Raw genomic sequence first — 21,223 nt, forward strand, 5'->3', positions numbered from 1 at the left:
GATCGTAGCGTCGGATCAACCGAAGGGAGCAACATGTCCACCATGATCGACAACGACACCGAGGTCGCCGCCGGCCCGACCGCCGACGAATTCGCCGCGCGCCTGCTCGCATCCGTCCTCGGATGCACCGAGCTGATGGCCGTCTATATGGGCGACCGCCTCGGGTGGTACCGCAGCCTCGCCGCCGACGGACCGGCCACTGTCGCCGAGCTCGCCGAGCGCACCGGCACCGTGCCGCGCTACACCCGCGAGTGGCTCGAGCAGCAGGCCGTCACCGGGGTGCTTCACATGGAGGATGCCGATTCCCCCGCAGACCGCCGGTTCACGCTCCCGCCCGGCACCGCCGAGGTGCTCACCGACGAAACGAGCCTGGCGTACATGGCGCCGATCTCACGTCTGTTCGCCGCGATCGGCGGCACGCTGCCCGAGCTCCTCGAGGTCTACCGCACCGGAGGCGGCGTGAGCTGGGAGCGCCTCGGCGCCGATGCGCGCGAGGCGCAGGCCGACCTCAACCGGCCGTGGTTCGCCGAACTGCCGGGCGCCTTCGCCGGCATCGACGACCTCCAGTCCGTGCTCACGCGGCCGGGCGCCCGCATCGCCGACGTCGGCATGGGCGGCGGGTGGTCTTCGATCGCGCTCGCGCAGGCGTACCCCGGACTCCGCGTCGACGGTTTCGACATCGACGAGCCGTCGATCGAGCTCGCGCGCGCCAACGCCGAGCAGGCGGGGGTGGCCGACCGCGTGCGGTTCCACAACGCCGACGCCGACGGGCTCGAGAACTACGGTCCGTTCGACGCGGCCTTCGCGTTCGAGTGCATCCACGACATGCCACGGCCGATGGACGTGCTCGCGTCGATGCGCCTCGCCGTCCGCGACGACGGACCCGTGATCGTGATGGACGAAGCGGTCGGCGAGCGCCTCGTCGCGCCGGGCGACGACCTCGAGCGGCTGATGTACGGCTTCAGCCTGTTCTGCTGCCTGCCCGACGGGCTGTCGCACCAGCCGAGCGTGGGCACGGGCACCGTCATGCGACCCGACACCCTCCGCGACTACGCGCGCGCGGCCGGGTTCCAAGACCTCGAGATCCTCCCCATCGAGGACTTCAGCTTCTTCCGCTTCTACTCGCTCGTCAGGTAGGAAGGCCGAGCTCGGTCGCCAGCAGCTCGAGGGTCTGCAGGCGGCCGAGTGCGGCATCCATCGGCTCGTCGTCGTATGCGCCCGCGATCGGCGAGAGCATGATCTCGTCCACCGCGTGGCGCGTCGCGAACGAGCGGAGTTCGTCCGCGACCGAACGGGCAGTGCCCACGAACCACGTGGCCCGCGACTGTGCCATCATCGAGGCCGCGAGGCCGTCGAACGAGGCGGCGTCGGCGATCGCCTGCTCGACGGTCTCGAGAGCGGTGAGCGGGCGATTGGTGCGCAGCCGCGCCATCATGCGCTGGTTCGGCAACGACCGCTCCTCTGCCTCTTCGGCGGTCGGGGCGGCGATCGCGTTCACGGTCAGGAACGTGCGCGGCTCGGGGTGCTCGGCGCTCGGCCGGTAACCCGTGCGGTAGAGGTCGAGCGCCCGCTCGAGCCCCGACCCCGAGAAGTGATTCGCGAAGACGTAGGGAAGACCCTCGGATGCCGCGAGCTCTGCCGAATAGTCGCTCGAGCCCAGCAGCCACACCTCGGGACTCGTGGTCGCCGACGGGGTCGCGTGGATGTCGTAGGTGCCGCCGCTCGTCATCCGCACCGACGCCCCCTCGGGTGAGACGAGCGCCCGGATGTCGCGCACGTGGTCGGGGAAGCGGTCGACGTCGCTCGTCGTACCGCTCTGACGCAGCAGTTGGGTGATCACCGGATCGGATCCGGGTGCGCGACCGAGGCCCAGGTCGATCCGCCCGGGCGCGAGCGCCTCGAGGGCGGCGAACTGCTCGGCGACGACGAGCGGAGAGTGGTTCGGCAGCATGACGCCCCCCGAGCCGACGCGGATGCGCGTCGTGCGCGCGGCCGCGGCGGCCGCGAGCACCGGCGGCGTCGTCGAGGCGACCGCCGGCATGTTGTGGTGCTCGGCGAACCAGTAGCGGCGGAAGCCGAGCCGATCGGCGGCTTCGACGAGGGCGAGGGATGCTGCGACCGCCTGCGCGCTCGTCTGCCCCGCGCGCACCGGCACGAGATCGAGGACGGACAGGGCGGGGGTGGAGGTGGCGGTGCTCATCTCGGAAGCCAACCGCCGTCGTGCGCGAGACATTCCGCCCCGGCGCGGCTCACGCCGAGCCGCGCCAGACCACGGGGCATTCCAGCACCCGCCCGCCCGAGTCGGGATCCTCGCCGCGCAGCTGGCGTAGCACCGACTCCGCGGCCGCGCGGCCGAGCTCGTTCGCCGGCTGGTGCACGGTCGACAGCGGCGGGTCGCAGCGCAGCGCCCACGAGCTGTCGTCGAATCCGACGATGCCGACGTCGTCGGGGATCACCCGGCCCGCGGCCTGCAGCACGTCCATCGCGCCGGCGGCGACGGCGTCGCTCGAGGCGAACACGCCGTCGATGTCGGGGGAGCGCTCCAGGAGTGCCCGCATGCCGGCCTGCCCGTCGGAGTACGAGTACAGCGGCACGCTCTGCACCAGCTGCGGGTCGAAGCGCGCCCCCAGCGCATCGACGAAGCCCGCGAGGCGATCCGAGCCCGAGTCGCGGTCGAGGGCCGCGGCGATCATGCCGATGCGCGAGCGCCCGGTGGCGGCGAGGCGCTTGGTGATGTCGCGGGCCGCGCCCCGGTTGTCGATCGCCACGTACGCCGCCCCACCGATGTCTCGGGGGTGGCCGACGAAGGCGGCCGGCAGCCCGAGGTCAGCGACGGCCCGGGTGATCGGATCGCCCACGCGCGCCGAGACGATGATCACGCCGTCGATGAGTCCGCCGCTGAGGTACCGCGCCAGTCGGTCGATGTCGCGCGAGGTGTCGGCGATGAGGAACGACAGCTGGTAGTCGGCCTCCGAGAGAGCGGCATTGGCGCCGAGCAGGATCGACCCGATGTTGGGGTCCTCGACGAACAGCGAGTGCGGCTCGTGGACGATCAGGCCGATGGCCTGCGAGCTCTGCATCACGAGGCTCCGCGCGGCCCGGTTCGGAACGAACCCCACTTTCGCGATCGCGGCGTCGATCGCAGCCCGCGCCTCGTCCGACACGTAGCGCTGGCCGTTGAGAACGCGGCTCACAGTGCCGCGCGACACCCCCGCTTCGGTCGCGACGTCCTTGACGGTTGCGCGGCGGCGTCGGCTCGTGGTGTCCACGCGCCCCATCGTAGGGGCACGCGCGGGAGTTGCCCTGTGCACGAGCACACTTTCCGAAATGCGTATTGACAGCGATCAGCGGCGAATCTAGTCTGTACACGTTCACAGAACCTCGACGCGGAGGCAATCCGCTCGGATCTGTGCACGTTCACAGATCCGAGGAGAGCATGACGTCCCCCGCCCGCCGCACCTTCACGCACGACGGCATCGCGTTCGGCTGCGACTACAACCCCGAGCAGTGGACGCCTGACGTGTGGGACGAGGACATCGCCCTGATGGGCGAGGCCGGCGTCGATCTCGTCGCGATCAACATCTTCGGCTGGTCGCACCTCGAGCCGCGCGAGGGGGAGTTCGACTTCGCCCGCCTCGACGACATCATCGGGCGCCTCCATACGGCGGGAATCCGGGTGAACCTCGGCACCGGCACCGCATCGCCGCCGGCGTGGCTGACGCGGCAGCATCCCGAGATCCTTCCGATGGCGGACGACGGCACGCGTCGCTACCCCGGCGGCCGTCAGGCATGGTGCCCTTCTTCGCCGGTCTTCCGCAGCGCCGCGCTCCGACTCGTGGATGCCGTCGCCCGCCGCTACGGCGACCACCCCGCGGTCGCGCTGTGGCACGTCTCGAACGAACTCGGCTGCCACAACGCGCTCTGCTACTGCGACGAGAGCGCCGCAGCGTTCCGCCGCTGGCTGCGCACGAAGTACGGGACCCTCGACGCCCTCAATGCCGCGTGGGGCACCGCGTTCTGGAGCCAGACGTACGGCGAGTGGGATGAGATCCTTCCGCCGCGCGCGACGATCTCGACGCGCAACCCCGGGCAGTTCCTCGACTTCCACCGATTCAGCTCGGACGAGCTGCTCGCCACCTACCGCGCCGAAGCAGGCGTCCTCCGCGTTCTGAGCACCCAGCCGATCACGACGAACTTCATGGTGACGGCCCACATCGAGAACCTCGACTACTGGTCGTGGGCGGGCGAGATGGACGTCATCGCGAACGACCACTACCTGGACCACCGCCTCTCCGACCCGACGGCCGAGCTCGCCTTCGCCGCCGACCTCTCGCGCGGCCTCGGCCAGGGCGCTCCGTGGATCCTCATGGAGCACTCCACCGGCGCGGTCAACTGGCAGCCGCTCAATCACCCGAAGTCCGCCGGTCAGATCCTCCGCAACTCGCTCACGCACGTCGCGCGCGGCGCCGACGGGGTGTGCTTCTTCCAGTGGCGCGCGTCGGTGCAGGGAAGCGAGAAGTTCCACTCCGCGATGCTTCCGCACGCCGGAACCGACTCCGCCGTGTGGCGCGAGGTCGTCGAACTCGGCGGCATCGTCGACCGCCTCGGCGAGGTCGCGGGCTCCCGCGTCGAGTCGGACGTCGCACTCGTCTTCTCGTGGGAGTCGTGGTGGGCGACCCAGACGGATTCGCGCCCGAGCCAGGCGCTCGGCTACCTCGATCAGATCCACGCAGCGTACGGGGCGCTTCACGCCCTCGGCCTCACTGTCGACGTGGTCGCCCCCGGCGCCGACCTCTCGGCGTACCGGCTCGTGGTCGTGCCGGGCCTCCACCTCGTGCGGGCGGCCGAGGCTGCCGTGATCACCGACTGGATCGCCGCGGGCGGAACCGCCCTCGTCACCTTCTACAGCGGCACCGTCGATCAGGACGATCGCGTGTGGACCGGCGGCTACACGGGTCCGTTCCGCGACGCCCTCGGCATCCGCATCGAAGAGTTCGCGCCCGTCGCAGTCGACGCGTCGTTGACGCTGAGCGACGGCTCGCGCGCCCGCCTGTGGTCGGAGCGCGCGCACGCGACGACGGCGGAGGTCGCGGCATCCTTCGCCGACGGACCGTCGGCCGGGCACCCCGCCGTCACCCGCAACGCGTGGGGCGACGGCGAGGCCTGGTACCTCGCGACGCTGCTCGAGCCGGCCGACTACCGCGCTCTCGTGGCCGACATCGCCGAGCGCGCGGGCGTCCGACCCGCCGCCCGGGTTCACGGCGCGGACGCCGCCGTCGAGATCGTCCGGCGCCGGGGCGCGGATGCCGCATACCTGTTCGTCGTCAACCACGGCGATTCCCCGGTCGAGGTCGACGCCGCGGGCGTGGAACTCGTCACCGGTGTGCCGGTCGCAGGGCGTGTCGCCGTGCCCGGCGGCGCCGTGCGCATCATCAGAGAGGAGGCGGCCGCATGACCGCCACAGAAGTCCTCGTCACACGCGGAGGGAAGGCGTCGAAGCAGACGCGCACCCCTCGCCGGAAGACGCCGCACAAGGGCGCGATCGCGATCTTCACGGGTCCGTTCAGCGTGCTCTTCCTGCTCTTCTACCTGATCCCCATCGGGTACGCGGTGTGGCAGTCGCTGCTGGTCGTGGAGCGCGAGGGAACGTACGGCGCGCCAGAAGAGGTCTTCGGCGGGCTCTCGCAGTACGCGCTCGTCTTCCAGAACGCGCCGTTCTGGGAGTCGGTCGGGCGCGTCCTGCTGTTCGGTGTCGTGCAGGTGCCCGTGATGCTCGGGCTCGCCCTCGTCTTCGCGCTGCTGCTGGACTCGCCGGCGCTCAAGGGCAAGAAGTTCTTCCGGCTGGCGTTCTTCGCCCCCTACGCGGTGCCGGGCGTGATCGCGGCGATCATGTGGGGCTTCCTCTACTCGCCCAACCTGTCGCCCTTCACCGATGTCACCCAGACCATCGACTTCCTCTCGCCCGAGCTCGTGCTGTGGTCGATCGCGAACGTCGTGACGTGGGTGTTCGTCGGCTACAACATGCTGATCATCTACTCGGCGCTCCTCGCGATCCCCTCCGAGGTGTACGAGGCCGCACGCCTGGACGGCGCCGGCCAGATCCGCATCGCGTGGTCGATCAAGATCCCGATGGTCGCTCCCGCCCTCGTCCTCACCGCGGTCTTCTCGATCATCGGCACGCTGCAGCTGCTCGCCGAGCCGCAGGTCTTCCGTTCGTTCAGTGCCGCGGTCTCCTCCACGTACACGCCGAACATGACGATCTACGCGACCAACTCCATCCCCAACACGCACCTGGCCGCGGCCTTCTCGGTCGTCCTGGCGCTGGCGACGTTCGCCCTGTCGTTCGTGTTCCTCAAGGTCACCCAGAAGAAGGCGGAGCAGTCATGAGCATGCTCATCCGCACACGCGGCGCGACCGCCGACGACCTGAAGCCGTCGCGGGGCCCCCGCGAGAGCCTCCTCTCACGGGGAGCAGCCCTCATCGTCATGGGCGTCTTCACCCTGTACTTCCTGGTGCCGATCTGGTGGCTGTTCATCGCCGCCACGAAGGACCGCGGCGACCTGCTCACCACCAACGCGCTGTGGTTCTCGGATTGGAACTTCTTCCAGAACGTCGCCGACCTGTTCGCGTACAACGACGGCGTGTACCTGCGCTGGCTCGTGAACAGCCTCGGGTATGCCGGGGTCGGCGCACTGCTGGCCACCGTGGTCGCCGGCATGTGCGGCTACGCCCTCGCGAAGTACCGCTTCCGCGGTCGCGAGGCGTACTTCAACGTGGTGCTGGGCGGCGTGCTCGTTCCCGCCACCGCACTCGCGCTGCCGCTGTTCCTGCTGTTCAGCCAGGTGAATCTCACCAACACCTTCTGGGCGGTGCTGCTTCCGAGCATCGTGAGCCCGTTCGGCGTGTACCTCAGCCGCATCTACGCCGCGGCATCCGTCCCCGACGAGCTCATCGAGGCGGGCCGCATCGACGGCGCGGGCGAGGTGCGCACGTTCTTCACGGTGTCGGTGCGGCTCATGATGCCGGCCCTCATCACGGTGTTCCTCTTCCAGTTCGTCGCGATCTGGAACAACTTCTTCCTGCCGCTGATCATGCTGCGGAGTCAAGAGCTGTTCCCGGTGACCTACGGCCTCTACACGTGGAACACGCAGCTCAATCAGATTCCCGAGCTCCGCACCTACGTCCTCGTCGGGTCGTTCCTCTCGATCGTCCCGCTCATCATCGCGTTCCTCCTCCTTCAGCGCTTCTGGCGCACCGGACTCGGCAGCGGGTCCGTGAAGTGAGCCCCCGCCGGCGGGCAAGCCGTCGGCATCCCCTGTAAATCCCGCACCACCCACCCAGTAAGGAAGATCATGCAGCACACCAAGAGGGCAGTCGCCATGGGCGTCGCACTGCTCAGCGCACTCGCGCTGGCCGGATGCGCCGCCGGAACCGACGGCGGCGACGGCGGCGCAGATGCCGCCGCGTGCACCCCGGCAGGCGAGGACGTCACGCTGGAGTTCACGTCGTGGATCCCCGGCATCGAAGAGGTCGTCGCGATGTGGAACGACGAGAACCCCGACATCCAGGTCGAGGTCCAGACCGGACCCAACGGCAACGGCGGCACCTACCAGAGCTTCTTCAGCCAGCTCGAGGCAGGCAACGCCCCCGACCTCGGTCAGATCGAGTACGACGCGCTCGCGAGCTTCCGCGTGCAGGACGGCCTCGAAGACCTGAGCGCGTGCGAGGACGTCGCCGCCGCCGAGGCGGACTTCATCCCGTGGACGTGGGGCCAGGTCACCCTCGGCACCGACGGCGTGTACGGCGTGCCGCAGGACTCGGGCCCCATGGCGCTGTTCTACCGCGCCGACCTGTTCGAGCAGAACGGTATCGCGATCCCCACCACGTGGGAGGAGTACCGGGCGGCTGCGGTCACCATCCGCGAAGCCGGCGGCTACATCACCAACTTCTCGACCGCCGACATCAACCAGTTCGCCGGCTTCGTCTGGCAGGCCAACGGCGACTGGTTCGCCAACGACGGCGAGGAGTGGACCGTCGACCTCACCGGTGACGAGTCGACCACGGTCGCCGACTACTGGCAGGACCTGCTCGACAACGACCTCGTCGCGACCTACCCGGCGTGGACCGAGGAGTGGAACAACGCGTACAACTCCGGCGAGGTCTGGACCTGGAACTCCGCCGTGTGGGGTGCCAACTCGATCGCGAGCGGCGCGCCCGACACTGCCGGCAGCTGGGCAGTCGCCCCGTCGCCGCAGTGGGAGGCCGGCGGCCAGAGCTCGGGCAACTGGGGCGGGTCCTCTGTCGCGGTCTTCAAGGGCACCGATCACCTGTACGAGTCCGCGAAGTTCGCGCTGTGGCTGAACACCTCCGATGAGGCGCTCACCGCCCTCAACAAGTCGGCGAACATCTACCCCGCCACGACCGACGGCCTGAACCTGGCGTCGCTGCAGGAAGGCGTGGAGTTCTACGGCGGGCAGAAGATCTACGACGTGTTCGCCGAGGCTGCGGCCCAGGTCAACCCCGACTTCGTGTGGGGTCCGACCATGACGCAGACCTACGCCGACGTGTCGGACGGCTTCCAGCAGGCCGTCACCGGTCAGGGCACGCTCCTCGAGGCGCTCGAGGCAGGACAGGAGTCCACGATCGCGACGCTCAAGGCGCAGTCGATCCCGGTCGCGGAGTAGAGTCCCCGCGTGATCCATCACCTCCGTGCCGCGGGAGTCAGCGTCGTCGTCGACTCCCGCGGCACGGGCGTGCCCGCGCTCCTGCACTGGGGGCGCGACCTCGGCGATCTCGATCCCGCCGACCTCGAGGCGCTTGCTGCGTCGGCGGTGCCGGCCGTGCCGCCGAGTTCGATCGACCAGGCGCTGCGGCTCTCGCTCGTTCCCGCTCTCGCGGATGGATGGACGGGGAGGCCTGCGATCGCACTCGACGGCGTCGATGGGGCCCCGCGCCACGTCGCCACGACCCGCGAGGGTGATGTGGTCACGGCGGTGAGCCGGTGGGCGGATGCCGTCATCGCGACGCGCATCGAGCTCACGCCCCAGGGCGTCGTGCTCGCCGGTCACACGATCCGCAATGAGGGCGAAGAACCGATCGCGGTGACCGCCGCGGCCGTCGTGCTGCCGATCCCCGACCGCGCGCGCGAGGTGCTCGACTTCTCGGGGCGCTGGTCGCGCGAGCGTCAGCCGCAGCGCGTGCAACCGGGCGACGGCGTGTGGCTGCGCGAGATCAGGCACGGCCGGGGCGGTCACGACGATGCGTTCCTGATGGCTGCGGGTGCGCCCGGGTTCGGGTTCGGAACGGGCGAGGTGTGGGCCACCCATGTCGCATGGAGCGGCGACACCGGTCAGTGGTACGAGCGCACCGACCTCGGCCCGGCGGTTCTCGGGGCGGGGGAGCGGCTGGGGGTCGTCCGGATCGCACCCGGCGACGAGCACGCGACGCCGACGGTGGTGGCGACGTGGTCGGACTCGGGCCTCGACGGGTTGTCGGACCGCCTGCATCCGTGGATCCGCTCGTGGTCGACGATCCACTCGCCGCGCCCGCTGACCCTCAACACGTGGGAGGCGGTGTACTTCGACCACTCGCTCGAGCGCCTCGAGCCGCTCGTCGCACGGGCAGCCGAGGTGGGTGTCGAGCGCTTCGTGCTCGACGACGGATGGTTCCGAGGCCGCACCGACGACCGCCGCGCCCTCGGCGACTGGGTCGTCGATGCCGAGCGCTGGCCCGACGGACTCACGCCCCTCATCGAGCGCGTGAACGCGGCGGGAATGCGGTTCGGCCTCTGGGTGGAGCCTGAGATGGTGAGCCTGGACTCCGACCTGGCCAGGCAGCATCCTGACTGGCTTCTCACTTCGCCCGCTGCGCCGACGTGGCGGTTCCAGCACGTGCTCGACCTCGCGCGCCGCGAGGTGTCGGACCATCTGTTCGCCCGCCTCGACGCGCTGCTCGCCGAATACCCCATCGCGTACCTCAAGTGGGACCACAACCGCGACCTGCTCGTCGACGACTCCCGCCGGCAGGTCATCGCCCTCTACAGGCTGATCGATCGCCTGCGCGCGGCGCACCCCGGCGTCGAGATCGAGTCGTGCGCGTCGGGCGGCGGACGGATCGACCTGGAGATCCTCCGCCGCGTCGATCGTGTGTGGGCGAGCGACACCAACGACCCGCTCGAGAGGCAGCGGATCCAGCGGTGGACCGGCATCGTGATCCCGCCGGAATACCTGGGCTCGCACGTCGGCGACGCCCGAGCGCACACCACCGGCCGTGTCGCGAACCTCGGCTTCCGGCTCGCGACGGCGCTCTTCGGTCATGCCGGGATCGAGTCGGATCTCACCGCCGTCTCGCCTGACGACCGCGCGGCGCTCGCCACGTGGAGCGCGGTCTACCGCGAGCGGCGGGGGCTGCTCCACTCAGGGCGCGTGGTGAGGATGGATGCCGCAGACCCCGCCGTGCTGATCCACGGCGTCGTCGCCCCGGATCGCCGGAGCGCGCTGTTCTCGTACGCGGTGCTCGAGGCGACCGACGCAGCGCTCCCGGCACCGCTTCGGCTCGCGGGCCTCGAGCCCGCGGTGCGGTACCGCGTGAGCGTCGTCGACGTCGGAGCGCCGGCGCTGTCGGTGCAGGACACGCCGCCGCCGTGGCTCAAGGCCGGGGTCACCCTGCCGGGTGCCGTACTGCAACAGGTCGGCCTGCCGATGCCGCTCCTCGCCCCGGGCAACGCGCTCGTGATCGCCGTCGACGAGGTCCGTGCCGCCGGCTGATCAGCCGCGCGGCGTGCGTTTGACGTGTTCGTACGCCTCGAGCGCCGCGCGCCGGGTCTCGCCGAGATCGACGATCGGCCTGGGCGCGGTGCCGGCGGCGTACTCCGGCGCCCACCGCTGCACGTACGCACCGTCGGGATCGAACTTCTTCGCCTGCAGGTCGGGATTGAACACGCGGAAGTACGGGGCGGCATCCGCGCCCGATCCCGCGACCCACTGCCAGTTGAACGGATTGCTCGCCGTGTCGGCGTCGACGAGCGTGTCCCAGAACCACTCTTCGCCGCGGCGCCAGTCGATCGCGAGGTTCTTCACAAGGAAGGATGCCGTCACCATCCGCACGCGGTTGTGCATCGTGCCCGTGTGCCAGAGTTCGGCCATCCCGGCGTCGACCAGCGCGACTCCGGTGCGACCGTGCTGCCACGCCTCGATGTGGTCGGGGCGGAGCGGTGGCCACGGGAACGCGTCGAACTCGCGGCGGAGGTTCGCCGTCGCGAGGTCCGGATGCCGGTAGAGCGTGTGCCACGCGAATTCGCGCCAGCCGAGCTCGGCGAGGAACCGCCCGCCGCCACGCCCCGACGCGACGGTCTCGTGCCACACCGTATGCGGACTCAGCTCGCCCCACCGCAGCCGCGGTGACAGCAGCGATGTCGCGCCCGCGGCCGGCTCGTCGCGCGCGCGGTCGTAGTCGTCGAGGTCGCCCGCGAGGAACTCCCGCAGTCGCTTGCGCGCCGCCGGTTCGCCCGGCTCCCATGTCTCGCGCAGGCCACCCGCCCAGTCAGGACTCGTCGGCAACAGTCCCCAGTCGTCGAGGGCATCGGAGGCGGGTGCCGCGCTCGGCCCGGGAACCTCGCGCGGCTCGGGCAGTGGCGCCCGCGGTGCGGGAAGCGCGAGGCACGCTCGCCAGAACGGCGTGAACACCGAGAAGTGCGTGCCGGCGCCGGTCTGCACCGTCCACGGCTCGAAGAGGACGGATGCCGCGAACGACGCCACCTCGACCCCGTCGGCGCGCAGCCGGGCCTTCAGTGCCGCGTCGATCTCGCGCTCGGGACCGCCGTAGCGCCGATTCCAGAACACCGCGCCGGCGCCGGTATCCGTCACCGTCGCTCGCACGACGTGGTCGGCGCGGCCGCGCCGCAGCACGAGCGTCGAGCCGCGCTCGCGCAGGCGCTCGCCGAGGGAGGCGAGCGAGTGGTGCAGCCACCAGCGGGCGGCGCCGCCGAGCGGACGGATGCCGGGTGACTCCTCGTCGAGCACGTAGAGCGCGATCACGCTCTCGCCGCGATCGAGTGCAGCCCGCAGCGCCGGATTGTCGGCGAGGCGCAGGTCGTCGCGCAGCCACACGATCGATGGGCCGGTCATTCCTCCATCCTGCCCCGGTTCCTACTTGCTGGCTCCTTGCGCGATCATGCAAGTTCTTGCGTACACTGAGCGGCATGTCGAAGCGTCTCGCCGAGGTGGCGCGCAAGGTCGGAGTCAGTGAAGCGACCGTCAGTCGCGTCCTCAACGACAAGCCCGGGGTGTCGGATGCGACGCGGCAGGCGGTGCTCACCGCCCTCGACGTGCTCGGCTACGAGCGGCCCACGAAGCTCCGCGGCGAACGCGCGCGGCTCGTGGGGCTCGTGCTCCCCGAGCTGCAGAACCCGATCTTCCCCGCACTCGCCGAGATCATCGGCGGCGGGCTCACACAGAACGGCTACACGCCGCTGCTGTGCACGCAGAACGCGGGCGGCATCACCGAGTCGGACTACGTCGACCTGCTGCTGCAGCAGCAGGTTTCGGGCGTGATCTTCCTGGGCGGCAACTACAGCCAGGCCGATGCCCCGCACGAGCACTACGAGCGGCTGCGCCTGGTGAACCTGCCGACGGTGCTCGTGAACGCCCGCATCGACGCGCTGGATTTCGCCACCGTCTCCACCGACGACGCGGCGGCCGCCGAGCAGGCGATCCTGCACCTGCACCAGCTCGGGCATCGCCGGATCGGCATGCTGATGGGCCCGCACGACCACATCCCCTCGCAGCGCAAGCTCGATGCGGCCCGCACGCTCCTCGACCGGCTCGGCGCCCCCCTCGACGATGCGATGGTCGTGCGGGGCCTGTACTCGCTCGAGTCGGGCCAGGCCGGCGCCACGCGTCTGTTCGCGGCCGGCGCGACGGCGATCGTGTGCGCGAGCGACCCCCTTGCCCTGGGCGCCGTGCGGGCCGCCCGTCGCGCCGGACTCCGCGTTCCGGGGGATGTCAGCGTCGTCGGCTTCGACGACTCGGCGCTCATGAGCTGCACCGAGCCGCCGCTGACGACCGTGCGCCAGCCGATCGAGTCGATGGGTCGCACCGTGATCGAGCTGCTGCTGTCGCAGATCGCCGGAACGACCGAGCCGGGCGACGAGCTTCTCTTCGAGCCGGAGCTCGTCCTGCGGTCGTCGACGGGTCCGGCTGCGGCCTGATCGGGGCCGGCGAGAGTCCATCGGGTTAAGCCCGTCTCATCCGCTGAGTGCGGGGTTCGGGTGGCGCGGGGTCGCGACATCGGTGCCTTCGGCGGGCTGCGGCGTCGATCGACGGCGTTCGGGGGCGGATGCCGACGACCGCCGGCACCGAATACGGCGACGTATCGGGTGCGAAGGGCGCCAGCATCCATCACAACGCTCTCCGACGTGCAAAAGATGGACGCATCACGACCAAAGCATGTACGTGGATGCGTTGACATCCGTCGACGGAGAGCAATAGCCTCGAGCCCGTAGATATGTCGTCTGAAGCAACATATTCCGGTATCCGCTTCGGGTGGCATCTGGATCGGTCCAGCTCGAAGGGGAGAACGACCACATGAAGAAGCATTTCCACCGCGTGATCACGGGCATGGCCGCCGTCGGAGTCACGCTCAGCATCGGGATCGCCGCGGTTCCCGCGAGTGCCGAGGGCGAGTACAAAGTGCTCGTCGTCGGGCAGACGCTCGGCTTCCGGCACTCGCACATCGACGACACCACCAACGCGGTGATCGCCCTCGGGCAGGCGAACGGGTTCACCGTCGACGTGTGGGACTCGCGTCAGCCGGCACTCACGCTCACGAGCACGCCGTTCACGACGGCCGAGAGCCTCGCGCAGTACGAGACGATCATCTTCGCCTCACCCGTCGACGCGACGAACAACCTCGACCCGAACCGCCCGCGCCTGCTCAACAACGCCGAACTCGCCGCGTTCCAGGCCTACATCCGCTCGGGCGGAGGCTACGTCGGGCTCCACGCGGCGACCGACTCGATGCACACCGTGCCCTGGTACAGCGAACTCACCGGCGGCAGCGCGCGCTTCCGCAACCACCCGGCCCAGCAGACCGCGACGATGCGTGTCGAGAGCCCGACGCACCCGTCGACGGTGATGCTGCCGACCGAGTGGGTGCGCTTCGACGAGTGGTACAACTTCACGACGAATCCGCGCGAAGACGTCCACGTGCTGATCACGCTCGACGAGTCGACCTACAACCCGGGCAGTGGCGCGATGGGCGCCGACCACCCGATCTCGTGGTGCCACAACTTCGAGGGCGGCCGATCCTGGTACGAAGCCGCAGGCCACACCGACGTCTCGTGGAGCGACCCACTCTTCCTCTCGCACATCCTGGCCGGTATCGAGTGGACCGCCGGCAAGGTCACCGGCGGCGGCGACTGCGTCACCTTCGGCGAGGTCGGCGGCATCGTGGAAGCGCGTGCCGGCGAGTCGGTCAAGAACGCGAAGCTCGGAGGTGACCTCACGGCGTACCTCGAGACGGCAGAGGCTGCAGCCGACGCGGGCGACCACGCCTCCGCGGTGCACACGCTCACCCAGGCTGAGGCAAAGGCCCACGGCATCCAGGACGCCACCCTGGTCGCCAAGATCGGCGATCTCATCGAGTGGCAGGAGGGTCTGGTCGCCGCTGAGTGATCGAGAGTCCCGCGGGCTGAACGCCCGACAGATCGGCCACGTCCCCACTGGGACGTGGCCGATCTGCGTGCTCTCGGCGTCGTGTGACGAAATCGTGATCTTGCGTGAAAGTGTTCAAGACTTGCGTTAGTCCATCGACGTCGCTACATTCGCTCCATCGAGTCCTTTCATCGACGAGGGAGCCCTGTGGACAGCGACGTCCTGACCCGACAGCCCGGCGAGAATGCCGGAGCGGATGCCGTGGCCTCGCGCCCGGCCCCCTCCACGGCCGACCCGCTGTGGTGGCGCTCCGCCGTCATCTACCAGGTGTACGTGCGCAGCTTCGCCGACGGGAACGGCGACGGCACCGGTGACCTCGCCGGCGTCCGCACCCGCCTCGGCTACCTGAAAGACCTCGGGGTCGACGCGATCTGGTTCAACCCCTGGTACCCGAGCCCGATGGCCGACGGCGGCTACGACGTCGAGGACTACCGCGACATCCACCCCCAGTTCGGCACGCTGGCCGAGGCCGAGGCGCTCATCGCCGAGGCGCTCGCCCTCGGCATCCGCACCATCATCGACGTGGTCCCGAACCACATCTCCGAGCAGCACCCCTGGTTCCAGGCCGCGCTCGCGGCCGGCCCCGGCAGCCCCGACCGCGAGCGGTTCTGGTTCCACCCCGGCACCGGCGAGAACGGCGACGGCATCCCCACGCACTGGGTGTCGAGCTTCCAGGGCGAGACGTGGACCCGCACGACGAACCCCGACGGAACGCCCGGGGAGTGGTATCTCCACATGTTCACGCCCGAGCAGCCCGACCTCAACTGGAACCACCCCGACGTTCGCCGCGAGCACGAGGAGATCCTGCGCTTCTGGTTCGACCGCGGCGTCGCGGGCGTGCGCATCGACTCCGCGGCGCTCCTGATCAAAGACCCCGACCTGCCCGAGGTCGGGGAGAAGGAAGGCCCCGGGCAGCACCCGACCGAAGACCGCGACGAACTGCACGACGTCTACCGCTCGTGGCGGGCCGTCGCCGACGCCTACCCCGGCACGCGCGTGCTCGTCGGCGAGATCTGGGTGCCCGACATCGACCGGTTCACCGCATACCTGCGCCCCGACGAGATGCACACCGCCTTCAACTTCGACTTCCTCGCGCGGCCGTGGGGAGCGGCATCCTTCCGCGATTCCATCTCGCAGACCCTCGCCGCCCACGCTCCGGTCGGAGCTCCGAGCACGTGGGTGCTCAGCAACCACGACGTCACGCGGCCGGTCACCCGCTACGGCCGCGAAGACACCGCGTTCGCCTTCCTCAAGAAGCGGTTCGGCGTGCCGACCGATCCCGAGCTCGGGCGCGACCGCGCGCGTGCCGCGGCGCTGCTGGTGGCGGCCCTGCCGGGAAGCCTCTACATCTATCAGGGCGACGAGCTGGGCCTTCCCGAGGTCGAGGACCTTCCGCGCGATCTCATCGAAGACCCGATGCACTACCGCTCGGGCGGCATCGACCCCGGACGCGACGGATGCCGCGTGCCGCTGCCCTGGTCAGGCGACGAGGCTCCGTTCGGCTTCGGCGCCGCGGGCACGCGCGCGTGGCTGCCGCAGCCCGCCGCGTGGAGTGCTCTCACGGTCGAGACGCAGGAGGCCGATCCGCGGTCGACGCTCCTTCTCTATCGCTCGGCGCTGCGGCTGCGCCGTGAGCTCATCGAACTTGCCGACGCTCCGCTCGCGTGGTGGGACGACGCTGTGCCCGGCGCTCGCGACGTGCTCGCGTTCCGTCGCGGCGACGGGTTCGCGTGCGTGCTCAACGCGGGCGAAGACCCGGTGGCGCTCCCGCCCGGCGAAGTGCTCCTGACGAGCACCGAGGTCGACGGATCACTGCCCCCCAACTCCGCCGCGTGGCTGCGGCTCCAGACCCCTCCCGTATCCACCACCAACACCCCGGAGTCGTCCGCGCCGAGAGGCTGACGCGGAACCTCCCCCTCTGAAAGGAAAGACGATGAAGTCACCAGCAAGGGTCCTGCTCGCCGGTGTCGCCGCCCTCGCGACCGTCGGCGCACTCGCCGGCTGCGCAGCCGGCGACGCCAGCGAAACGGCCGACGGCAAGATCGAACTGCGCGTCGCGACCTTCCCGCCCGGCGCCGATGCGGCCGCGTACGAGGCCTTCGCCGCCCAGGAGAAGCAGTTCGAGGACGAGCACCCCGACATCGACATCATCGGTGTGGAGTACGAGTGGGAGGGCCCGACCTTCGCCGTGCAGCTCGCCGGCGGCAGCCTGCCCGACGTCTTCACCGTGCCGTTCACCGACGCCAAGACGCTGCTCGAGAACGAGCAGCTGATGGAGGTCACCGATGAGATGGACGAGCTCGGCTACACCGACAGCTTCAACCCGATCATCCTGGATGCCGTCACCGGCGCAGACGGCAAGCTCTACGGCTTCCCCCGCCAGGCCTACGCCAATGCCCTCACCTACAACCGCGACCTGTTCGAGCAGGCGGGGCTCGACCCCGACAGCCCGCCGACGACGTGGGACGAGGTGCGCGAGTACGCCAAGCAGATCACCGACGCCACCGGCAAGGCCGGGTACTCGCAGATGGCGATCAACAACACCGGCGGCTGGCAGCTGACCGTCGGCACCGTCGCACGCGGCGGCCGCACCCAGCTCGACAGCCAGGACGGCTCGGCCGAGTCGACCATCGACAACGACGCCACGAAGGGCGTGCTGGAGTTCCTGCACGCGCTGAAGTGGGAGGACGGCTCATTCGGGTCGAAGGTCGACCTCGACTGGGGCACGATCAACCAGGAATTCGCCGCCGGCAACATCGGCATGTACACCACCGGTTCCGACATCTACACGGCGCTCGTGCGCGACTTCGGACTCGACTCGGCGGTCTACGGACTCACCGTCATCCCGCTCGAGGGCGATGACCCGGGCGCGCTCGGCGGCGGCGACATCGCCGTGATGAGCCCGACCATCGACGACGCGACCAAGGCCGCGGGCGTCGAGTGGATCGACTGGTACTACATGCAGAAGCTGCTCGACGAAGAGGCGGCGACGCTCGACGCGAAGACCCTCAACGAGTCCGGCCAGGCTGTCGGCACGCCGCTGCTGCCGGTGCTCAGCCGCGAGCTGTACGAGGAGTCGCTGGTGTGGATCGAGCCGTACATCAACGTGCCGCGCGACCAGATGACGCCGTTCACCGACGCGATCTGGGACCAGAGCCCGGTCGGCGAGCCGAAGAAGCAGACCCAGGCGGTCTACGCCCTGCTCGACAGTGTCGTGCAGACGGTGCTCACCGACGAGAACGCCGACATCGACGCGCTGCTTGCACAGGCCCAGACCGACGCGCAGGCCCTGCTGGACCAGTAGCCCCCTCGCCCCGCCTCCCCCGGTTGGCCGTTTACGGACGGAACACGCCGCCTCTTCGCCCGAGGCGCGCGGCGTGTCTCGTCCGTAAACGGACCGAGGGGGCCGACCCCGAAAGCTGGACATGACAGCGACTCTCCCCGAACGCCCCGCACCCGCCGCGGCGCCCCCGCCGCTTGTGCCGGCGCCGCGCCGGAAGCCCCGGCGCTCGCCGATGACGTGGTACCGCGGAGGAGGGCTCGCGAACCTGCTGTTCGTGCTGCCGATGGTGTTCGTGTTCACATTCTTCTCGTGGTCGCCGATCGTGCAGTCGGTGATCATGAGCCTGCAGAAGACGAACATGATCGTGTCGGAGTGGGTCGGCTTCGACAACTACGTCGTCGTGCTGAGCGATCCCGAGCTCGGCCGCGCGGTCATCAACACGCTGTACTTCGCGGTCCTCGCGCTGCTGTTCGGATTCCCCCTGCCGCTGCTGATGGCGGTGCTCATGAGCGAGGTGCGCCGGGGCAAGGGCGTGTACTCGGCCTTGGCGTACCTGCCGGTCGTGATCCCGCCGGTCGTCGCGGTGCTGCTGTGGAAGTTCTTCTACAGCGCCGACCCGTCGGGCGTCTTCAACACCGTGCTCGGGTGGGTCGGCATCCCTCCGCAACCGTGGATCCAATCCGCCGTTCAGGCGATGCCCTCGCTCGTGATCGAGGCGACGTGGGCCGCGGCCGGCGGCTCGATCATCATCTACCTCGCGGCGCTGCTGTCGGTGCCGCCCGAGCTCTACGACGCGGCCGAGGTCGACGGTGCGGGCATCTGGCGCAAGGTCTGGCACGTCACGATCCCGCAGCTGCGCGGCATCCTCTTCATCATGCTGATCCTGCAGGTGATCGCCACCGCGCAGGTGTTCCTCGAGCCGTTCCTGTTCACCGGCGGCGGCCCTGCGGGCGCGACCAAGACCGTCCTCCTCTATATCTACGACAAGGCGTTCCGCAACAGCCTGGGCGGCGACTACGGCGAGGCCACCGCAGTTTCGGTGCTGCTGGCGATCGTGCTCGCGATCCTGTCCTGGCTGTACTTCAAGCTGACGAACCGCTGGAGCACCTCATGACCACCTCCATCACGAACGCCCAGCGCCGTGAGGGGATGCGCGGGTTCCTCGCCCGCGCCCGCGGATCCCGCGAGCGGGAGTCGATCGACGATCTCGCCGAGCGCACGATCGTCTCGGCATCCGAGCGTCGCCGCCCGGGCACCCGCATCGGCATGTCGCTGACACACGTGTTCCTGGTGATCACCCTCGTCGTCGCCGGGCTCGGGCCGATCCTGTGGCTCGCGAAGGCCGCCGTCACCCCGACGCAGGACACGCTGCAGCAGCCGTTCGCGCTGTGGCCGAACGGCATCGACTGGGCGAACCTGTCGACGGCGTGGAACGACATCCACATCGACCAGTACTTCTGGAACACGATCGTGATCGCGCTCGGTGCGTGGATCACGCAGCTGTTCATCGCGACGACCGCGGGCTACGCGCTGTCGGTGCTCCGCCCGAAGTATGCGCCGGTGCTCGGCGCGCTCGTGCTGGCGACGCTGTTCATCCCCGGCATCGTGCTGCTCGTGCCGCTGTATCTCACGATCGTTAACCCGCCGCTGCTCGGAGACGTGAGCCTGCTCAACAACTACCTCGCGGTGTGGCTGCCGATGGGGGCGAACGCGTTCAACATCCTGCTGGTGAAGCGCTTCTTCGACAATCTGCCGCGCGAGGTGTTCGAGGCGGCGCGCACCGACGGTGCCGGTCCCTTCCGCCTGTTCTGGTCGATCGTGCTGCCGATGTCGAAGCCGATCCTGGGCGTCGTGTCGGTGTTCGCGATCATCGCGGCGTGGAAGGACTACCTCTGGCCGATGCTGGTGCTGCCCGACCCGGCCGTGCAGCCGCTGTCGGTGCGCCTGCCGGCCGTGCAGTCGCAGACTGAGCTCGACGTCTTCCTCGCGGCACTCGCGATCGCGACGATCATCCCGATCGCGATGTTCCTGCTGTTCCAGTCGGTGTTCCTGCGCTCGGCCGGCCTCGGCGGCGCGGTGAAGGGCTGACGCGCCCCGACTGCTCTCCGCCCCTGACCGGGGCCGTTTACGGACGGAACACGCCGCGTAGCCGGCCAAGTCACGCGGCGCGTCTCGTCCGCAATCGGCGGGAGGTGGGAGAGGTGGGCTAGGCGGATGCTGCAGACAAGGCTGCTCGCACGCGCGCCACGATCGCGGCGGGGACGCGGTCATCCCTTCGGATGCGGATCGTCCTCCAGCCGGCGGCCTGAGCCCGCTCCAGGTCGCGTGCGTCCTTCGCGTATTGCGCGGGATCCGTCCGGTGCTGTTCGCCGTCGTACTCGACGAGCACGCGCTCGTCCTCGTACACAAGGTCGCCCAGCTTGATGTGGCGACCGGCGCCATCCCTGACAGGGACGTTGACAGCCGGCTCGGGCAGCCCGCCGCGCACGAGCGTGAGCCTCAGTTCCGTCTCCTTGGGAGAGTCCGTGCGCGGGCGCACCAGTTCGAGAGCGAGCCGGAGCTTCTTGGCGCCATGGCGACCGGCATAGCGCGCCACCGCGCGACGCAGGTCATCCATCGTGGCGTCGGGGTGCTGGCGCCGGACAAGATGGTCGCCGATCACGATCAGCTCGTCGATGCTCAAGATCGCCGACAGTGCGCACCAGGTGTCGACGGGATGCGTGGCCATCATGCCCTTGACCTTCACTCGACGCTCATCACGCGGCATCGGGTGCACCTGCAGACCCTTGCGCCGGCGCCGGGCATTGTCGGCATAGGTCGTGACGTGCAGCACCGAGGGGTCGAGGCGCCCTGTGCGCAGCGGGAATCGGTGCAGGACGGCCGCGGTCAGGTGGCTGAACGCGGCGCCGACTGCGAACCGGGCGTACTCGATTCGTGCATGGGCGATGATCGCGCGACGCAGGCGCTTCCACGGGCGCGGGTTCGCCTTCCCCGCCGGCGCGTGATCGCGGTCCGGCTTCGGCACCCGGACTCCGCGCACCGGAGCGTCGACGTCGCTGCGTCTGAGCCGTGCACGGGGAACACCGAGCGCATCGGCCTCGGCGAGCGAGAACGGGCGACCCCGCAGCGAGGCGGGAAGGTCTGACAGTCGCGGCATCCCCTCACGATGGTGTCGGCATCCCGTGCCCCGTCGCCCCCGGGGCGAGTTGTGGATGCCGCCCCCCGCCCG

16 protein-coding genes are annotated in these 21,223 nt (G+C 69.8%); 12 read left to right on the forward strand and 4 right to left on the reverse strand.

Annotation, left to right across the window (positions count from 1 at the left end; all coding sequences use genetic code 11):
- Window positions 1–33: 33 nt before the first annotated feature.
- Entirely contained in the window at window positions 34–1,137 is a 1,104-nt protein-coding gene (locus tag FFS15_RS13265) for a class I SAM-dependent methyltransferase (RefSeq protein ID WP_212743164.1), read from the forward strand.
- Here FFS15_RS13265 and FFS15_RS13270 read toward each other — a convergent pair.
- Both FFS15_RS13270 and FFS15_RS13275 read right to left on the reverse strand, forming a co-directional pair.
- Window positions 1,130–2,200 carry an LLM class flavin-dependent oxidoreductase gene (locus FFS15_RS13270; RefSeq protein ID WP_137845513.1) on the reverse strand — a complete coding sequence of 357 codons (1,071 nt, stop codon included), beginning with the start codon at window positions 2,198–2,200 and terminating at the stop codon, window positions 1,130–1,132. The two genes, FFS15_RS13265 and FFS15_RS13270, sit on opposite strands and share 8 nt — an antisense overlap.
- Window positions 2,201–2,249: 49 nt before the next feature.
- Window positions 2,250–3,278, reverse strand: a complete 1,029-nt coding sequence (locus FFS15_RS13275) for a LacI family DNA-binding transcriptional regulator (RefSeq protein WP_137845537.1) — start codon at window positions 3,276–3,278, stop codon at window positions 2,250–2,252.
- A 158-nt stretch (window positions 3,279–3,436) separates the two neighbouring features.
- On the opposite strand from FFS15_RS13275, the gene FFS15_RS13280 reads away from it, so the two are divergent.
- From FFS15_RS13280 to FFS15_RS13300, 5 genes are all read left to right on the forward strand, one after another.
- Window positions 3,437–5,455 carry a beta-galactosidase gene (locus FFS15_RS13280; RefSeq protein ID WP_137845514.1) on the forward strand — a complete coding sequence of 673 codons (2,019 nt, stop codon included), beginning with the start codon at window positions 3,437–3,439 and terminating at the stop codon, window positions 5,453–5,455.
- The gene (locus FFS15_RS13285) at window positions 5,452–6,387 is read left to right on the forward strand and encodes a sugar ABC transporter permease (protein WP_137845515.1); all 936 of its coding nucleotides are present in this window, start codon (window positions 5,452–5,454) and stop codon (window positions 6,385–6,387) included. The genes FFS15_RS13280 and FFS15_RS13285 overlap by 4 nt, the downstream gene beginning before the upstream one ends.
- Window positions 6,384–7,283, forward strand: coding sequence for a carbohydrate ABC transporter permease (locus FFS15_RS13290; protein WP_137845516.1), 900 nt, complete (start codon window positions 6,384–6,386; stop codon window positions 7,281–7,283). Before FFS15_RS13285 ends, FFS15_RS13290 begins: the two co-directional genes overlap by 4 nt.
- Before the next feature lie 69 nt (window positions 7,284–7,352).
- Window positions 7,353–8,684: an extracellular solute-binding protein gene (locus FFS15_RS13295; protein ID WP_137845517.1), complete on the forward strand. Its 1,332-nt coding sequence runs from the start codon at window positions 7,353–7,355 to the stop codon at window positions 8,682–8,684.
- A gap of 9 nt (window positions 8,685–8,693) precedes the next feature.
- Window positions 8,694–10,766: an alpha-galactosidase gene (locus FFS15_RS13300; RefSeq protein WP_137845518.1), complete on the forward strand. Its 2,073-nt coding sequence runs from the start codon at window positions 8,694–8,696 to the stop codon at window positions 10,764–10,766.
- Here the strand turns inward: FFS15_RS13300 and FFS15_RS13305 are convergent, their stop codons facing one another.
- Complete coding sequence (locus tag FFS15_RS13305) at window positions 10,767–12,125, reverse strand: deoxyribodipyrimidine photo-lyase (protein ID WP_137845519.1); 1,359 nt, start codon at window positions 12,123–12,125, stop codon at window positions 10,767–10,769. It lies immediately after the preceding gene.
- Window positions 12,126–12,199: 74 nt separating this feature from the next.
- Between FFS15_RS13305 and FFS15_RS13310 the strand changes: the two genes are divergently transcribed.
- The 6 genes from FFS15_RS13310 (at window position 12,200) to FFS15_RS13335 (ending at window position 20,082) form a co-directional block, all read left to right on the forward strand.
- Window positions 12,200–13,207, forward strand: a complete 1,008-nt coding sequence (locus FFS15_RS13310; RefSeq protein ID WP_137845520.1) for a LacI family DNA-binding transcriptional regulator — start codon at window positions 12,200–12,202, stop codon at window positions 13,205–13,207.
- Between the two features lie 334 nt (window positions 13,208–13,541).
- Window positions 13,542–14,672, forward strand: coding sequence for a ThuA domain-containing protein (locus FFS15_RS13315; RefSeq protein WP_137845521.1), 1,131 nt, complete (start codon window positions 13,542–13,544; stop codon window positions 14,670–14,672).
- A gap of 240 nt (window positions 14,673–14,912) precedes the next feature.
- Window positions 14,913–16,613 carry a glycoside hydrolase family 13 protein gene (locus FFS15_RS13320; protein ID WP_212743167.1) on the forward strand — a complete coding sequence of 567 codons (1,701 nt, stop codon included), beginning with the start codon at window positions 14,913–14,915 and terminating at the stop codon, window positions 16,611–16,613.
- 31 nt (window positions 16,614–16,644) lie between these two features.
- Window positions 16,645–18,015: an extracellular solute-binding protein gene (locus tag FFS15_RS13325; protein WP_137845523.1), complete on the forward strand. Its 1,371-nt coding sequence runs from the start codon at window positions 16,645–16,647 to the stop codon at window positions 18,013–18,015.
- Between the two features lie 121 nt (window positions 18,016–18,136).
- Entirely contained in the window at window positions 18,137–19,108 is a 972-nt protein-coding gene (locus tag FFS15_RS13330) for a sugar ABC transporter permease (protein ID WP_171013194.1), read from the forward strand.
- A complete protein-coding gene (locus FFS15_RS13335) occupies window positions 19,105–20,082 on the forward strand; it encodes a carbohydrate ABC transporter permease (RefSeq protein WP_137845525.1) in 978 nt (325 codons plus the stop codon). The genes FFS15_RS13330 and FFS15_RS13335 overlap by 4 nt, the downstream gene beginning before the upstream one ends.
- A gap of 118 nt (window positions 20,083–20,200) precedes the next feature.
- Here FFS15_RS13335 and FFS15_RS13340 read toward each other — a convergent pair whose 3' ends face one another.
- A complete protein-coding gene (locus tag FFS15_RS13340; RefSeq protein WP_137845526.1) occupies window positions 20,201–21,151 on the reverse strand; it encodes a hypothetical protein in 951 nt (316 codons plus the stop codon).
- Between the last annotated feature and the right edge of the window lie 72 nt (window positions 21,152–21,223).

The sequence above is a fragment of the Microbacterium sp. 2FI genome (genome assembly GCF_005502885.1).
In the GTDB taxonomy this organism is placed as follows: domain Bacteria; phylum Actinomycetota; class Actinomycetes; order Actinomycetales; family Microbacteriaceae; genus Microbacterium.

Coding starts and splice junctions, on each gene's coding strand:
- FFS15_RS13290 (WP_137845516.1), top strand. CDS start 6,384: ATGAGCATGCTCATCCGCACACGCGGCGCGACCGCCGACGACCTGAAG.
- FFS15_RS13325 (WP_137845523.1), top strand. CDS start 16,645: ATGAAGTCACCAGCAAGGGTCCTGCTCGCCGGTGTCGCCGCCCTCGCG.
- FFS15_RS13305 (WP_137845519.1), bottom strand. CDS start 12,125: ATGACCGGCCCATCGATCGTGTGGCTGCGCGACGACCTGCGCCTCGCC.
- FFS15_RS13275 (WP_137845537.1), bottom strand. CDS start 3,278: ATGGGGCGCGTGGACACCACGAGCCGACGCCGCCGCGCAACCGTCAAG.
- FFS15_RS13330 (WP_171013194.1), top strand. CDS start 18,137: ATGACAGCGACTCTCCCCGAACGCCCCGCACCCGCCGCGGCGCCCCCG.
- FFS15_RS13295 (WP_137845517.1), top strand. CDS start 7,353: ATGCAGCACACCAAGAGGGCAGTCGCCATGGGCGTCGCACTGCTCAGC.
- FFS15_RS13280 (WP_137845514.1), top strand. CDS start 3,437: ATGACGTCCCCCGCCCGCCGCACCTTCACGCACGACGGCATCGCGTTC.
- FFS15_RS13265 (WP_212743164.1), top strand. CDS start 34: ATGTCCACCATGATCGACAACGACACCGAGGTCGCCGCCGGCCCGACC.
- FFS15_RS13340 (WP_137845526.1), bottom strand. CDS start 21,151: ATGCCGCGACTGTCAGACCTTCCCGCCTCGCTGCGGGGTCGCCCGTTC.
- FFS15_RS13270 (WP_137845513.1), bottom strand. CDS start 2,200: ATGAGCACCGCCACCTCCACCCCCGCCCTGTCCGTCCTCGATCTCGTG.
- FFS15_RS13285 (WP_137845515.1), top strand. CDS start 5,452: ATGACCGCCACAGAAGTCCTCGTCACACGCGGAGGGAAGGCGTCGAAG.
- FFS15_RS13335 (WP_137845525.1), top strand. CDS start 19,105: ATGACCACCTCCATCACGAACGCCCAGCGCCGTGAGGGGATGCGCGGG.
- FFS15_RS13310 (WP_137845520.1), top strand. CDS start 12,200: ATGTCGAAGCGTCTCGCCGAGGTGGCGCGCAAGGTCGGAGTCAGTGAA.